Below are 13196 nucleotides of genomic sequence, written 5' to 3' on the forward strand. Positions count from 1 at the left end.
CAAGCATGAGCGACCAGCACGATTATGTGGCCCTGGAATGGGTCAAGGGCGAAATCGCCGACACCTTGAAGCAGGCCCGCCAGGCCCTGGATGCCTTCGACGAGCCGGGGCATTCGAGCCAGGACATCGCCGAGTGCCTGGCCTGCATCCACCAGGTGCACGGCAGCTTGCAGATGGTCGAGTTCTACGGCGCGGCGCTGCTGGCCGAAGAAATGGAACAGTTGGTACTGGCCATGCAACAGGGCCGGGTCGGTGAGCAGGAAGAGGCCATCAGCCTGTTGCACCAGGCTTTCGGTCAACTGCCGTTGTACCTGGACCGGGTGCACAGCGCCCGGCGCGACCTGCCGCTGGTGGTGCTGCCATTGCTCAACGACCTGCGCAGCGCCCGCGGCGAAAGCCTGCTTTCGGAAACCAGCCTGTTCAGTCCGACCCTGCTGGAGCTGCCGCCCCTCGACGCCGCGACGCTGGCCCGCCTGGCCCCGGCAGAGCTGCCGAACCTGCTGCGCAAGCTGCGGCAGATGCTGCAGACGGCGTTGGTCGGGTTGCTGCGTGAGCAGGACGACGCGACCAACCTCGGTTATATGGCCAAGGTCTTCGCCCGTCTCGAAAACCTGTGCCAGAACGCCCCGCTGGGCCAGCTCTGGCAGGTCGGCTCGGCGCTGGTCGAAGGCATGCTCGGCGGGGCCATCGGCAACAGCCCGGCCTTGCGCAGTCTGCTCAAGGACTCCGACAAGGAGCTCAAGCGCCTGCTGGAACAGGGCATTGCCGGCATCAACCAGGCCGCGCCGGAGGAATTGCTCAAGAGCCTGCTGTTCTATATCGCCAAGGCCGAGCGGCCCACTGCGCAGATGCTTGCTCTCAAGGCGCGCTACGGCCTGGACGAGGCCTTGCCGACCACCTCGGTGGTCGACGAAGAGCGGGCGCGCCTGGCCGGCCCCGACCGCGATGCCATGCGCTCGGTGGTCTCGGCGCTCTGCGAGGAACTGGTGCGGGTCAAGGAGCGACTCGACCTGTTCGTGCGCAGCGATCGCCAGCACACCGATGACCTGGCCAGCCTGCTGGCGCCGTTGCGGCAGATCGCCGATACCCTGGCGGTGCTCGGTTTCGGCCAGCCGCGCAAGGTCATCATCGACCAGTTGGCGGTGGTCCAGGGCCTGGCGCAGGGCCAACGCGAACCCAATGACGCGGTGCTGATGGATGTCGCCGGGGCCCTGCTCTATGTCGAGGCGACGCTGGCCGGGATGATCGGCACGGTGGAGCCGGAAAGCCGCGAAGAAAGTCGCTTGCCGACCACCGACCTGACCCAGATCCACCAGATCGTGATCAAGGAGGCGCGGATCTGCCTGCAACAGGCCAAGGACCTGATCGTCGACTACATCGATGCCGACTGGGACCGCGAGCGCCTGGCAGCGCTGCCCGAGCTGCTGACCCAGGTCCGCGGCGCCTTGTCGATGATTCCCCTGAGCCGCGCGGCGAGCCTGCTGGAAACCTGCAACCGTTATATCCGCGAGCACTTGCTGGCGGACCCGGCACCGCCGTCCTGGCAACAGCTCGACCGCCTTGCCGATGCGTTGACCAGCATCGAGTACTACCTCGAACGCCTCGCCGAAGACCACGAGGCGCCCGGCGAGCGGGTCCTGGACAAGGCCGAGGAAAGCCTCGATGTGCTGGGTTATGTGCCGGTTGAACTGGATGTGCCATTGCTCGAAGAAGTGCTGAGCCCCAGTGAAGCCCAGGTCATGCACGATTTGCAGGCGCTGGACGACCCACAGGTGGTGCAGTCCCTGGCCGATGTACTGGCCAGCCCGGTCTCGGCACTCAACCCGCCGGCCCGGCAGATGCCGGGGAGCCTGCTGCCGCCACCGGCCGACGAAGCGCCGGTCGACGATGAGTTGCGCGAAGTGTTCCTCGAGGAAACCGAGGAAGTCCTCGATGCGCTGCGCGATTATCTGCCGCGCTGGCTCGCCGATCTTGAGAGCAAATCGGCCCTGGCCGAGTTGCGCCGGGCCTTCCATACCTTGAAGGGCAGCGGGCGGATGGTGCGTGCGCTGGTGCTGGCCGAACTGGCCTGGGCGGTGGAGAACCTGCTCAACCGGGTGCTGGAGCGCAGCGTCGAGCCGGGGCCGGCGGTGCAGCAACTGATCGCCGACGTGCTGGCGTTACTGCCGGAACTGATCGACGAGTTTGCCGCCAATGCCCAGCGCCAGCGTGACGATGTCGACTGGATAGCGGCCCGGGCCCATGAACTGGCGAGCTCGGATGACGACGAGGCTGACGCCGCTGACGAAATCGAGGGCCTCGATCCACAATTGCTGGAGATCTTCCGCAACGAGGCCGAAACCCACCTCGACAGCCTCAACCGTTTTCTCGAGCAGGCTGCCGAGCACCTGCCGCTGCAGGCCAGCGACGAGTTGCAACGGGCCCTGCACACCCTCAAGGGCAGTGCCTATATGGCCGGGGTCCTGCCGATGGCCGAACTGGCCGCGCCGCTCGATCATCTGGCACGGGAGTTCAAGGCCCATCTGCTGGCGCTGGACCTGGACGAGGTCGAGCTGCTGTTCGAGGCCGAAGGGCTGTTTCGCCGTGGCCTGAAGCAATTGACCGACGATCCGCTGGCCGCCATCAGCGGCGCGGCGCAATTGATCCAACGCACCGAGACGCTGCTGGCCACGCGGCTTGAAGCGTTACTGAGCCAGCCCAGCAGCACCCTGCGGACCAAGCGCGACCCGCAACTGATCAACAACTTCCTCGCCCAGGGCATGGATATCCTGCTGGACGCCGAGAACCTGTTGCTGCGTTGGCAGCAGCATCCCGGCGAGCGCCAGGAACTCAACGACCTGCTGGACGAACTGACCACCCTCGGACAGGGCGCGCATATCGCCGACCTGGAACCGGTGGATGAATTGTGCGAAGCCCTGCTGGATCTCTACGGTTCCGTCGAAGAGAGCAGCCTGGCGGCCAGCGAGCGGTTTTTCCATGAGGCCCAGCAGGCCCATGAAGCGCTGATCAACATGCTCGACGAACTGGCCGCCGGCCAGGAAATCAACCCGCAACCGGAGCGTGTCCGGGCCTTGCGCGAGTTGCTCGACGAGGCTCTCGACCCGTCCGCCACCGGCCTGATCAAGACCGACGGCAGCCGCACCCTGAGCATTACCGAGCTGGCCACGGCCACCGCTGCTGCCGATCAGGTTGCAGACGCAGTGGGTCTGGATGACGAGATCGTCACGATCTTTCTCGAAGAGGCGGCGGATATTCTCGACAGCGCCGGCCTGGCCTTGCAGCGCTGGCTCGACGAGCCGGACAACGCCGCGCCGCTGCTGTCCCTGCAACGTGACCTGCATACCCTCAAGGGCGGCGCGCGGATGGCCGAGATCGGCCCGGTCGGCGACCTGGCCCATGAGCTGGAAAACCTTTACGAAGGCCTGGTGGACCGGCGCTTCAGCCACTCCACGGCCTTGGCGCTGTTGTTGCAGAAGAGCCATGACCACCTCGCCGTGTTGCTGGAGCAATTGCAGGATCAACGACCCCTGAGCGATCCGGCGGCCCTGATCGATGGCATCCGTGCGTTTCGCCAGCAGGCGGTGGAGGTGGAGCCGTTCGAATCGAATGAGCCCGCCGAATTACCGGCGGTGGTCAGCGACCCGGAGTTGCTGGAGGTCTTTCTCGAAGAAGGCTTCGACATCATTGAAAGCTCCGGTGCGGCGTTGCAGCGCTGGCAGGCCGAACCGTCGAGCCGCCAGGAAGTGGAAACCCTGCTGCGCGACCTGCACACCCTCAAGGGCGGCGCGCGGATGGTCGAAATTGCGCCCATCGGCGACCTGGCCCATGAGCTGGAGTTTCTCTACGAAGGCGTGTCGACCCTGCTGCTGCAGCCTGGTGAGGCGTTGTTCGAGCTGTTGCAGAGCGGCCAGGACCGTCTGGCGCAGATGCTCGACGCGGTGCGCGACGGACAGCCGGTGGTCCCGGCCGATGCCCTGATCGCCGAGATCCAGGCCTTCGGTCGCCAGCCGCTGGTCGAGTTGCCGGTGACGCCGGAGCCTGCGCCGCTGCTGCAGCCAAAGAGTGACGCGGCGGTGCTGGCCGAAGCCGAGCGTCCGCCCCAGGACATGGTCAAGGTCTCGGCGGATGTGCTGGAAGACCTGGTCAATCTGGCGGGGGAAACCTCGATCTTCCGCGGTCGTATCGAGCAGCAGGTGAATGACGCCACGGTCGCGCTCAACGAAATGGAGACCACCCTCTCGCGGATGCGCGACCAACTGCGGCGGATGGACATCGAAACCCAGGGGCGGATCCTCAGCCGCCAGCAGGTCGAGGCCGAACGTCTGGGCTACGAAGAATTCGATCCGCTGGAAATGGATCGCCACTCGCAGTTGCAGCAACTGTCGCGGGCCTTGTTCGAGTCGGCCTCCGACCTGCTGGACCTCAAGGAAACCCTGGCCGGACGCAACCAGGATGCGCAGAACCTGCTGCTGCAACAGGCACGGGTCAATACCGAGTTGCAGGAAGGCCTGATGCGCACGCGCATGGTGCCGTTCGAACGCCTGGTGCCACGGTTGAAGCGCATCGTCCGGCAGGTGGCCGGAGAGTTGGGCAAGGACGTCGATTTCATTGTCGGCAATGCCGAAGGCGAGATGGACCGTAATGTCCTCGAACGCATGGTCGCCCCCCTGGAGCACATGCTGCGCAACGCCGTCGATCACGGCCTGGAAAGCGCGCCGGTGCGGTTGGCCGCCGGCAAGCCGGAACAGGGTCGGATCACCCTGGACCTGTCCCACGAAGGCGGCGACATCGTCTTCGATATCCGCGACGACGGTGCCGGGGTGCCGCTGGATGCGGTGCGGCGCAAGGCGATCAAGCGCGGAATGATCGAGGAAGACATGCTGATCAGCGACCGCGATGTGTTGCAGTTCATCCTCCAGCCGGGCTTCTCCACCGCCGAGCGCATCACCCAGATTTCCGGACGCGGCGTCGGCATGGACGTGGTTCACGAGGAGGTGCGGCAACTGGGCGGGACCATGACCATCGACTCGATCAAGGGGCAGGGCGTGCACTTCCAGATCCGCCTGCCGTTCAGCGTCTCGGTGAATCGTGCATTGATGGTGCAGTGTGGCGATGAGCAGTATGCGATCCCGTTGAATACTGTCGAAGGCATCGTGCGGGTGTTGCCCAACGAGCTGGAAGGTTATTACCAGATGAACCCGCCGCGTTACGAATACGCCGGGCAGACCTACGAATTGCGCTACCTGGGCGAATTGCTGCAAACCGTCAGCAAGCCCAAGCTGCTTGGCCTGGGCGAGGCGTTGCCGGTGTTGCTGGTGCACTGCAACGAGCAGCGGGTGGCATTGCAGGTGGATACCCTGGTCGGCACCCGGGAAATCGTGGTCAAGAGTCTGGGACCGCAGTTTGCCGCGGTATCGGGATTGTCCGGCGCGACGATTCTCGGCGATGGCCGGGTGGTGCTGATTCTCGACTTGCTGGCCCATGTGCGTACCTCCCAGGCCTGGGTACCGGTGCCGCGTGCGTTGAGCGACCTGGCGGTGGACTTCACGCCGATGCGCCCGACGCTGGTCATGGTGGTCGACGACTCGGTCACGGTGCGCAAGGTCACCAGCCGGCTGCTGGAGCGCAACGGCATGAACGTGATCACCGCGAAAGACGGTGTGGATGCGATGACCCTGTTGCAGGAACACACCCCGGACCTGATGCTGCTGGATATCGAAATGCCGCGCATGGACGGTTTCGAAGTGGCGACCCAGGTCCGCAACGATCCGCGCCTGAAGGACTTGCCGATCATCATGATCACTTCCCGTACCGGCCAGAAACACCGCGACCGGGCCATGGCCATCGGCGTCAACGACTACCTGGGCAAGCCGTACCAGGAGTCGGTGCTGCTGGAGAGCATCGCCCACTGGAGCCATGTTCATGCATGAGCATCGCGCGAGCAGCCTGACTGGACTGATGCTGCCGTTGGCCGACCGTTACCTGTTGCTGCCGAACGTGGCGGTGGCGGAGCTGATCGACTACCAGCGCGGCGAACCGGCCAGCGACGCGCCGCCGTGGTACCTGCGACAAATCACCTGGCGTGACTGGCAACTGCCGCTGATCAGCTTCGAGGCCGCGTGTGGCGGGGCGATTGCCGTCGGCGACCGCTCGCGGATCGTCGTCCTCAATGCCTTGGGCGGCCGGCCGGAACTGAAGTTTATCGCGCTGGTGATCCAGGGTATTCCACGCTCGTACAAACTCGACAGCCAGTTGAGCTTTGTCGACGTGCCGTTGTGCCACCTGGAAAAAGCCGCCGTGCAGGTCGCCGACCTGGTGGCAAAAGTGCCGGACCTGCTGGGGCTGGAGCGCCTGGTGCTGGAGTCGGGGCTGGCCTGAGCACTGGTGTCGTGACGGCCGGCCTCTTCGCCGGCAAGCCAGCTCCCACAGGTTCCAGGCTGTCTCGCAAGCTTGTGAGCGACACCCACACTGTAGGAGCCGGCAAGCCAACTCCCACAGGTTCCAGGCTGTCTCGCAAGCTTGTGAGCGACACCCACACTGTAGGAGCCGGCAAGCCAGCTCCCACAGGTTCCAGGCTGTCTCGCAAACCTGTCAACGACTCGGACATTGTGGGAGCCGGCTTGCCGGCGAAGAGGCCAGATCAGGCGCAGCGATTGTGTTCGCAAGTAAAAGAGGAAAATCTTATACGGCCCGTTTCGAACGGTCCCGATAAGGAACTGATCAGTCCCTTGTCGGGATCGGTAATCATTACCCTGAGCGTAACGATCCACCGCCGGGCTTGATTGATGCCCCGGCGATTCACTCCTACTGTCTACTCCACGAAAGCGAACCCGTGGAGTGAGCATGACAACCCCCAATTCCCCCGACTCGCGCTGGACACGGCGGCGTACCGAGAAGCAGCGCCGTCTTGAGCAGGTGCGGGCCCTCGCCGATGGCGTGGTGTTGCCGACCGACAAGATCGTCGCCGCCCTCGAAGCCCTGATCATGCCCGGCGACCGGGTGGTGCTGGAGGGCAATAACCAGAAGCAGGCGGATTTTCTCTCGCGCTCCCTGGTGAAAGCCGACCCGGCCAAGCTCCACGATTTGCACATGATCATGCCCAGCGTCGGGCGTGCCGAACACCTGGACCTGTTCGAACGCGGCATTGCCCGCAAGCTGGACTTCTCCTTCGCCGGCACCCAGAGCCTGCGCATCAGCCAGTTGCTGGAAGACGGCCTGCTGGAAATCGGCGCCATTCACACCTACATCGAACTCTATGCCCGGCTGGTGGTGGACCTGATCCCCAACGTGGTGCTCAGCGCCGGCTTCATGGCCGACCGCGCCGGCAATATCTACACCGGCGCCAGCACCGAGGACACTCCGGCGCTGATCGAACCGGCGGCGTTCAGCGATGGCATCGTGATCGTCCAGGTCAATCAACTGGTCGATGACGTCAGTGAGCTGCCGCGGGTGGATATCCCGGCCTCCTGGGTCGACTTCGTGGTGGTCGCCGACAAGCCTTTCTATATCGAGCCGCTGTTTACCCGCGACCCGCGCCATATCAAGCCGGTGCATGTGTTGATGGCGATGATGGCGATCCGCGGGATCTACGAGAAACACAATGTGCAGTCCCTCAACCACGGGATCGGCTTCAACACCGCCGCCATCGAGCTGATCCTGCCGACCTATGGTGAATCCCTTGGTCTCAAGGGCAAGATCTGCCGCAACTGGACCCTCAACCCGCACCCGACCCTGATTCCCGCCATCGAGAGCGGCTGGGTCGAAAGCGTGCATTGCTTCGGCACCGAACTGGGCATGGAAAACTACATCGCCGCCCGGCCGGATGTGTTCTTCACCGGACGCGACGGCTCGATGCGTTCGAACCGGATGTTCTGCCAATTGGCCGGGCAGTATGCGGTGGACCTGTTTATCGGTGCGACGTTGCAGGTCGACGGCGACGGTCATTCCTCCACCGTGACCCGTGGTCGCCTGGCCGGTTTCGGTGGGGCGCCGAACATGGGGCATGACCCACGCGGTCGTCGCCACGGCACGCCGGCCTGGCTCGATATGCGCCTCGATACCGGCGATGCGCCCGAAGCCTTGCTCGAACGCGGCAAGAAGCTGGTGGTACAGATGGTCGAGACCTTCCAGGAAGGCGGTAAGCCGACCTTCGTCGAAACCCTCGATGCCGTGGAAGTGGCGCGAAAAAGCGGGATGCCGCTGGCGCCGATCATGATCTACGGCGACGACGTCACCCATCTGCTGACCGAAGAAGGCATCGCCTACCTGTACAAAGCCCGTTCCCTGGAAGAGCGCCAGGCGATGATCGCCGCCGTGGCCGGTGTCACTGCCATCGGCTTGCGGCATAACCCCAAGGACACGGCGCGGATGCGTCGCGAAGGTTTGATCGCCTTGCCCGAAGACCTGGGGATTCGTCGCACCGACGCCAGCCGCGAACTGCTGGCGGCCAAGAGCGTGGCCGATCTGGTGGAGTGGTCGGGTGGTCTCTACAACCCGCCCGCCAAATTCAGGAGCTGGTAAATGCACGCCTTCAATCTGCACGCTCAACCCCTGCCACTGGCCGAGCGCCTGGCGGACTTCGCGGTGGAAGCGCTGATCGACGAAGCCGACCTGTCGCCCAAACCGGCGTTGGTCGATCGCCGTGGTAACGGCGCACACAGCGATCTGCACCTGGGCCTGATGCACGCCTCGGCCTTGTCGCTGTGGCCGATGTTCAAGGAGATGGCCGAAGCCGCTATAGCGAGCCAAGCGACCAATGTGTGGCGCAAAGAGATGTTGTGCCCAGAGGAGACATTGTGGCGAGCGGGCTTGCCCGCGTTCGACGGCGAAGCCGTCGCAAACCCAGGCAGCCCGGTCTGTCTGATGCCCCGCGTTATCAGGTTTTGGGGGCGCTTCGCACCCCAGCGCGGGCAAGCCCGCTCGCCACAATATGGTGGTCTGCCACAACACCCTTGCCTGCCACAGCAAGATTGTTCACCACAACAAGCAGCTTCGCCGCATTCGGAAATTATAATCAATCTGTCGCTACGCGAAGCCCTGGGCCGGATCGGTCGTGAAGGCGAGCAGGCGATGCTGCAGACCACCGGCGGGGTGAATACTCATCGCGGCGCGATCTGGGCCCTGGGGCTGTTGGTCGCCGCCGCCGCGCTGGACCCAAACGCCGTCAGCGCCAACGCCCTGACCCTGCGCGCCGCGCGCCTGGCCTTGCTGGAAGACCGTTACGCGCCCCACGGCAGCAGCCACGGCAGTCAAGTCGCCCAGCGCTATGGCGCTCGTGGTGCCCGGGAAGAAGCGCAGTTGGGCTTCCCGGCGGTGACCCGCCTCGGTCTGCCGCAACTCAAGCGCAGCCGGCTTGCCGGTCACGGCGAACAGAACGCCCGGCTGGATGCCTTGCTCGCGATCATGACCAGCCTGGCTGACACCTGCGTGCTCTATCGCGCTGGTGTGCCGGGCCTACAGGCCATGCAACAGGGCGCCCGCGCGGTGCTGGAGGCGGGCGGCAGCGCCAGCCTGGCCGGACGGCGCAGCCTGCATGAATTGGATCAACAACTGTTGGCGATGAACGCTTCACCGGGTGGCGCGGCGGATCTGCTCGCCGCCTGCCTGCTGATCGACCGCCTCGAACAGGAAGCCTTGTGATGGAAAAATTGTCCTTTGAATTTCCCGCCGGGCAACCGCCAAAAGGCCGTGCGCTGGTGGGCTGTGTCGGCTCGGGTGATCTGGAAGTGTTGCTGGAGCCTGGTCATCCGGGTCGGTTGTCGATCGAGGTGACGACGTCGGTGAACGGCAGTTCGGCGCGCTGGCAGCATCTGTTCGAGCGGCTGTTCGAGGGGCAACTGCCGCCCGCGCTGAGCATCGATATCCACGACTTCGGGGCGACTCCCGGTGTGGTCCGCCTGCGTCTGGAACAAGGCTTCGAGGAGATCGGTCATGACTGATAGCGAGCGTTTGCTGCACAAGCACAGCTTCGTCGAACTCGGTGCCCGCCAGCGCGCCCGGGCCTTGCTCGACAGCGGCAGTTTTCGCGAACTGCTCGATCCCTTTGCCCGGATCATGTCGCCCTGGCTCGAACGCCAGGGCGTGGTACCCCAGGCCGATGACGGCGTGGTGATCGCCAAGGGCAGTATCGACGGCCTGCCGGTGGTGGTCGCGGCTATCGAGGGCGCCTTCCAGGGTGGTAGCCTCGGCGAAGTGGGCGGGGCGAAAATCGCCGGTGCCCTGGAGCTGGCTGCCGAAGACAACCGCAAGGGTATCCCGACCCGCGCCGTGTTGTTGCTGGAAACCGGCGGCGTGCGCTTGCAGGAAGCCAATCTGGGCTTGGCGGCCATCGCCGATATCCATGCGGCGATTGTCGACCTGCGCCGCTATCAGCCGGTGATCGGCGTAGTGGTCGGCAGCGTCGGCTGTTTTGGCGGCATGTCCATCGCGGCGGCACTGTGCAGTTATCTGCTGGTGACCCAGGAGGCCCGGCTGGGTCTCAACGGTCCGCAAGTGATCGAACAGGAAGCCGGGCTGGAGGAGTACGACTCCCGTGACCGGCCGTTTATCTGGAGCCTGACCGGCGGCGAACAGCGTTTTGCCAGCGGCCTGGTGGATCGTTACGTGGCCGATGATGTGGCGCTGGTCCGCGAGCAGATCGCGGCCTTGCTGGAGGCCGGTGTGCCCGAAGTGCAGCGCAGCCGGCAGGCGGACTGGTACCTGCAACGGTTGGCTGAACTGGATGCCGAACCGCAGATCGACCCGGCCACGGTGCGCCGTCTTTTCCAAGGAGATCGTTCATGAGCGCCTATTCCCTGCGCGGTTTGCACTGGTTCCAGGCGCTGGCGGCGCAGGCCGTTGAAGTGTCCGGCCTGCCACCTTCATTGAAAGTCGCCGACGGCCGGCTCGGCGACCAGCCGGTACGTTTTCTGGCGGTCGTGGCCGACCCGGCCAATCGATTTGCCCGCGCCCGCAATGGCGAGGTCGGATTGCTGGAAGGTTGGGGCCTGGCCAAGGCCGTGGACGAAGTGATCGAGGCCGACAGCGGCCGTGCGGACAAGCGTGCCCTGATCGCCATTGTCGATGTGCCGAGCCAGGCTTACGGGCGTCGTGAAGAAGCCCTGGGTATTCACCAGGCCCTGGCCGGAGCGGCGGACAGTTATGCCCGCGCCCGTCTGGCCGGGCATGCGGTGATCGCGCTGCTGGTGGGCAAGGCGATGTCCGGGGCATTTCTCGCCCACGGCTACCAGGCCAACCGGCTGATCGCCCTGCGTGATCCGGGTGTGATGGTGCATGCCATGGGCAAGGCGTCGGCGGCACGGGTAACCCTGCGCAGCGTCGAGGAACTGGAAGCCCTGGCCGCCAGTGTGCCGCCGATGGCCTATGACATCGACAGCTACGCCAGCCTCGGACTGCTGTGGAAAACCCTCGGTGTTGAGCAGATCGAACAGCCTGGCGCGGCCGACCTGGCGCAGGTCGAGGATTGCCTGGTCGAAGCTATCCATGATGTGGCGGCCAGGGGCACTGATTTGAGTGGTCGTCTGGGGGCGGGCAATCGGGCGGCGTCCAGTCGGGTCCGGCAGCTGTTGCGCGAGCAGTGGTGAACGGCGATGCGCGCTGACGACGACTTTCTCCCCCACGACCTGCTCTGGGGGCTGACCCCGGCGCAGTTGCCGGACGATGCGCCGGCCTGGGTGAGCGAGGCGCTGAGTCTCGGCCAGCCGGTGGTGGTGCGCCGGGCACTGACGGCAGCGGAGCAACTGCCGGTGGGCATACGCGGGGCTTTGCGTGAGCAACGTTTCGCCACGCTGATGCCGCGGGCGCTGGTCGAGCGTCGTGTCTCGCCCGAAGCGCTTATCGATATTGAAATCGGCGTGCAAGGCTGGCCGGCCTTGCAGGCACTGCATTACCTGCGGCCCTTGCTGAACGCTTCGGGCCTGGCCTGGGGTGTCAGCGGCAGTGCCGGTTTCGAATTGGCCACCGGTTTGCCGACCCTGCATCAATACAGCGACCTGGATCTGATCCTGCGTGCACCGCAAGCGCTGCCGCGCCGGCAGGCCGCTGGCCTGTTGCGGCAACTCGACAATCCGTTCTGCCGCGTCGACCTGCAAGTGCAGACGCCACACGGCGCGGTGGCACTGGCGGAGTGGGCGGGCACGGCACGCCGGGTCCTGCTCAAGCGGGCCGAGGGTGCGCTATTGGTACTCGATCCCTGGACTGTCCAGGAGTGGGCGGCATGAGCAGCCTGCTGGTGTTTCCCGGCCAGGGCGCACAACAGCCCGGCATGTTGCAGCGTCTGCCCGACGCGGCTGTCGTCCACGATTGCTTGCGCGAAGCCGGCGATGTATTGGGCGAGGATGTCCGCGCGTTGGATACACCACAGGCCCTGGCGTCGACCCGTGCGGTCCAGCTCTGCCTGCTGGTCGCCGGGGTGGCCGCTGCCCGGTTGTTGCTGGAGAACACCGCGCCGCCGATCCATGTCGCCGGCCTGTCCATCGGCGCTTACCCGGCGGCGGTAGTGGCCGGGTCGCTGGATTTCGACGATGCCGTGCGGCTGGTGAGCCTGCGTGGCGAGCTGATGCAACAGGCTTATCCACAGGGCTATGGCATGACCGCCTTGATCGGGTTGGAACTGGCGGCTGTGGATAAGTTATTGGCCCGGGTACACAGCGAGCGCACGCCGGTCTACCTGGCGAATATCAACGCCGATAACCAATGCGTGATCGCCGGCAGCGAAGCGGGCATGACCGCGTTGGTCGCATTGATGAGAAAGGACGGCGCGGCGCGGCGCCTGGCGGTCAGCGTGCCCTCCCATTGCCCGTTGCTGGACGAACCGGCCCGGGTATTGGCCGCCGCGTTCGCCAGGGTGTCGCTGCGGGCACCGCGCCTGGGTTACCTCAGTGGCAGCAGCGCGCGGTTGCTGCGCACTGCCGAACAGCTTCGCGATGACCTGGCGTTCAACATGTGCCGGGTCGTCGACTGGCGCGGGACCGTGCAAAGCGCCTATGAGCGCGGCGCCCGCCTGCAGATCGAACTGCCACCGGGTTCGGTGCTCACCGGTCTGGCGCGCCGGGTGTTTGAGCAAGGCACCGTTATTGCCTTCGACGGTGCCCGGCTGGACAGCCTCAAGGCGCTGATGGATGAGGAGGGACGCCGTCACCGATAAACACCGGCTGCTGCTTCGAAGGACAAAAACAACAACTTCGACAACGCGATGC

Annotated in this window: 9 protein-coding genes; all 9 read left to right on the top strand. The window is 65.1% G+C overall.

All coding sequences use genetic code 11. From position 1 onward, the window contains the following. Nucleotides 1-5 precede the first annotated feature (5 nt). The 9 genes from HX851_RS01230 to mdcH all read left to right on the top strand — a co-directional run bounded on the left by HX851_RS01230 (nt 6) and on the right by mdcH (nt 13144). Complete coding sequence (locus HX851_RS01230) at nt 6-5930, top strand: hybrid sensor histidine kinase/response regulator (RefSeq protein WP_177064650.1); 5925 nt, start codon at nt 6-8, stop codon at nt 5928-5930. After that, nucleotides 5923-6378, top strand: a complete 456-nt coding sequence (locus HX851_RS01235) for a chemotaxis protein CheW (protein ID WP_177056007.1) — start codon at nt 5923-5925, stop codon at nt 6376-6378. Before HX851_RS01230 ends, HX851_RS01235 begins: the two co-directional genes overlap by 8 nt. A gap of 465 nt (nt 6379-6843) precedes the next feature. Beyond that, a complete protein-coding gene (gene mdcA / locus HX851_RS01240) occupies nt 6844-8520 on the top strand; it encodes a malonate decarboxylase subunit alpha (RefSeq protein ID WP_177056009.1) in 1677 nt (558 codons plus the stop codon). Beyond that, nucleotides 8521-9639, top strand: coding sequence for a triphosphoribosyl-dephospho-CoA synthase (locus HX851_RS45325; RefSeq protein ID WP_177056011.1), 1119 nt, complete (start codon nt 8521-8523; stop codon nt 9637-9639). Next, entirely contained in the window at nt 9639-9938 is a 300-nt protein-coding gene (locus HX851_RS01250) for a malonate decarboxylase subunit delta (protein ID WP_177056013.1), read from the top strand. The genes HX851_RS45325 and HX851_RS01250 overlap by 1 nt, the downstream gene beginning before the upstream one ends. Continuing rightward, nucleotides 9931-10782: a biotin-independent malonate decarboxylase subunit beta gene (locus HX851_RS01255; protein ID WP_177064652.1), complete on the top strand. Its 852-nt coding sequence runs from the start codon at nt 9931-9933 to the stop codon at nt 10780-10782. The genes HX851_RS01250 and HX851_RS01255 overlap by 8 nt, the downstream gene beginning before the upstream one ends. After that, entirely contained in the window at nt 10779-11582 is an 804-nt protein-coding gene (mdcE, locus tag HX851_RS01260) for a biotin-independent malonate decarboxylase subunit gamma (protein WP_177056017.1), read from the top strand. Before HX851_RS01255 ends, mdcE begins: the two co-directional genes overlap by 4 nt. A 6-nt stretch (nt 11583-11588) precedes the next feature. Then, nucleotides 11589-12218 carry a malonate decarboxylase holo-ACP synthase gene (locus HX851_RS01265; RefSeq protein WP_177056018.1) on the top strand — a complete coding sequence of 210 codons (630 nt, stop codon included), beginning with the start codon at nt 11589-11591 and terminating at the stop codon, nt 12216-12218. Then, on the top strand, nt 12215-13144 hold the full coding sequence (mdcH, locus tag HX851_RS01270; protein ID WP_177064654.1) for a malonate decarboxylase subunit epsilon: 930 nt from the start codon (nt 12215-12217) through the stop codon (nt 13142-13144). The genes HX851_RS01265 and mdcH overlap by 4 nt, the downstream gene beginning before the upstream one ends. Nucleotides 13145-13196: the final 52 nt, after the last annotated feature.

The sequence above is a fragment of the Pseudomonas gingeri genome, assembly GCF_013385635.1.
GTDB classification, from domain to species: domain Bacteria; phylum Pseudomonadota; class Gammaproteobacteria; order Pseudomonadales; family Pseudomonadaceae; genus Aquipseudomonas; species Aquipseudomonas gingeri_A.

What these genes read in the sequence shown, in the direction of transcription:
- HX851_RS01230 (WP_177064650.1), top strand. Translation starts at nt 6, where the DNA reads ATGAGCGACCAGCACGATTATGTGGCCCTGGAATGGGTCAAGGGCGAA.
- HX851_RS01235 (WP_177056007.1), top strand. Translation starts at nt 5,923, where the DNA reads ATGCATGAGCATCGCGCGAGCAGCCTGACTGGACTGATGCTGCCGTTG.
- mdcA (WP_177056009.1), top strand. Translation starts at nt 6,844, where the DNA reads ATGACAACCCCCAATTCCCCCGACTCGCGCTGGACACGGCGGCGTACC.
- HX851_RS45325 (WP_177056011.1), top strand. Translation starts at nt 8,521, where the DNA reads ATGCACGCCTTCAATCTGCACGCTCAACCCCTGCCACTGGCCGAGCGC.
- HX851_RS01250 (WP_177056013.1), top strand. Translation starts at nt 9,639, where the DNA reads ATGGAAAAATTGTCCTTTGAATTTCCCGCCGGGCAACCGCCAAAAGGC.
- HX851_RS01255 (WP_177064652.1), top strand. Translation starts at nt 9,931, where the DNA reads ATGACTGATAGCGAGCGTTTGCTGCACAAGCACAGCTTCGTCGAACTC.
- mdcE (WP_177056017.1), top strand. Translation starts at nt 10,779, where the DNA reads ATGAGCGCCTATTCCCTGCGCGGTTTGCACTGGTTCCAGGCGCTGGCG.
- HX851_RS01265 (WP_177056018.1), top strand. Translation starts at nt 11,589, where the DNA reads ATGCGCGCTGACGACGACTTTCTCCCCCACGACCTGCTCTGGGGGCTG.
- mdcH (WP_177064654.1), top strand. Translation starts at nt 12,215, where the DNA reads ATGAGCAGCCTGCTGGTGTTTCCCGGCCAGGGCGCACAACAGCCCGGC.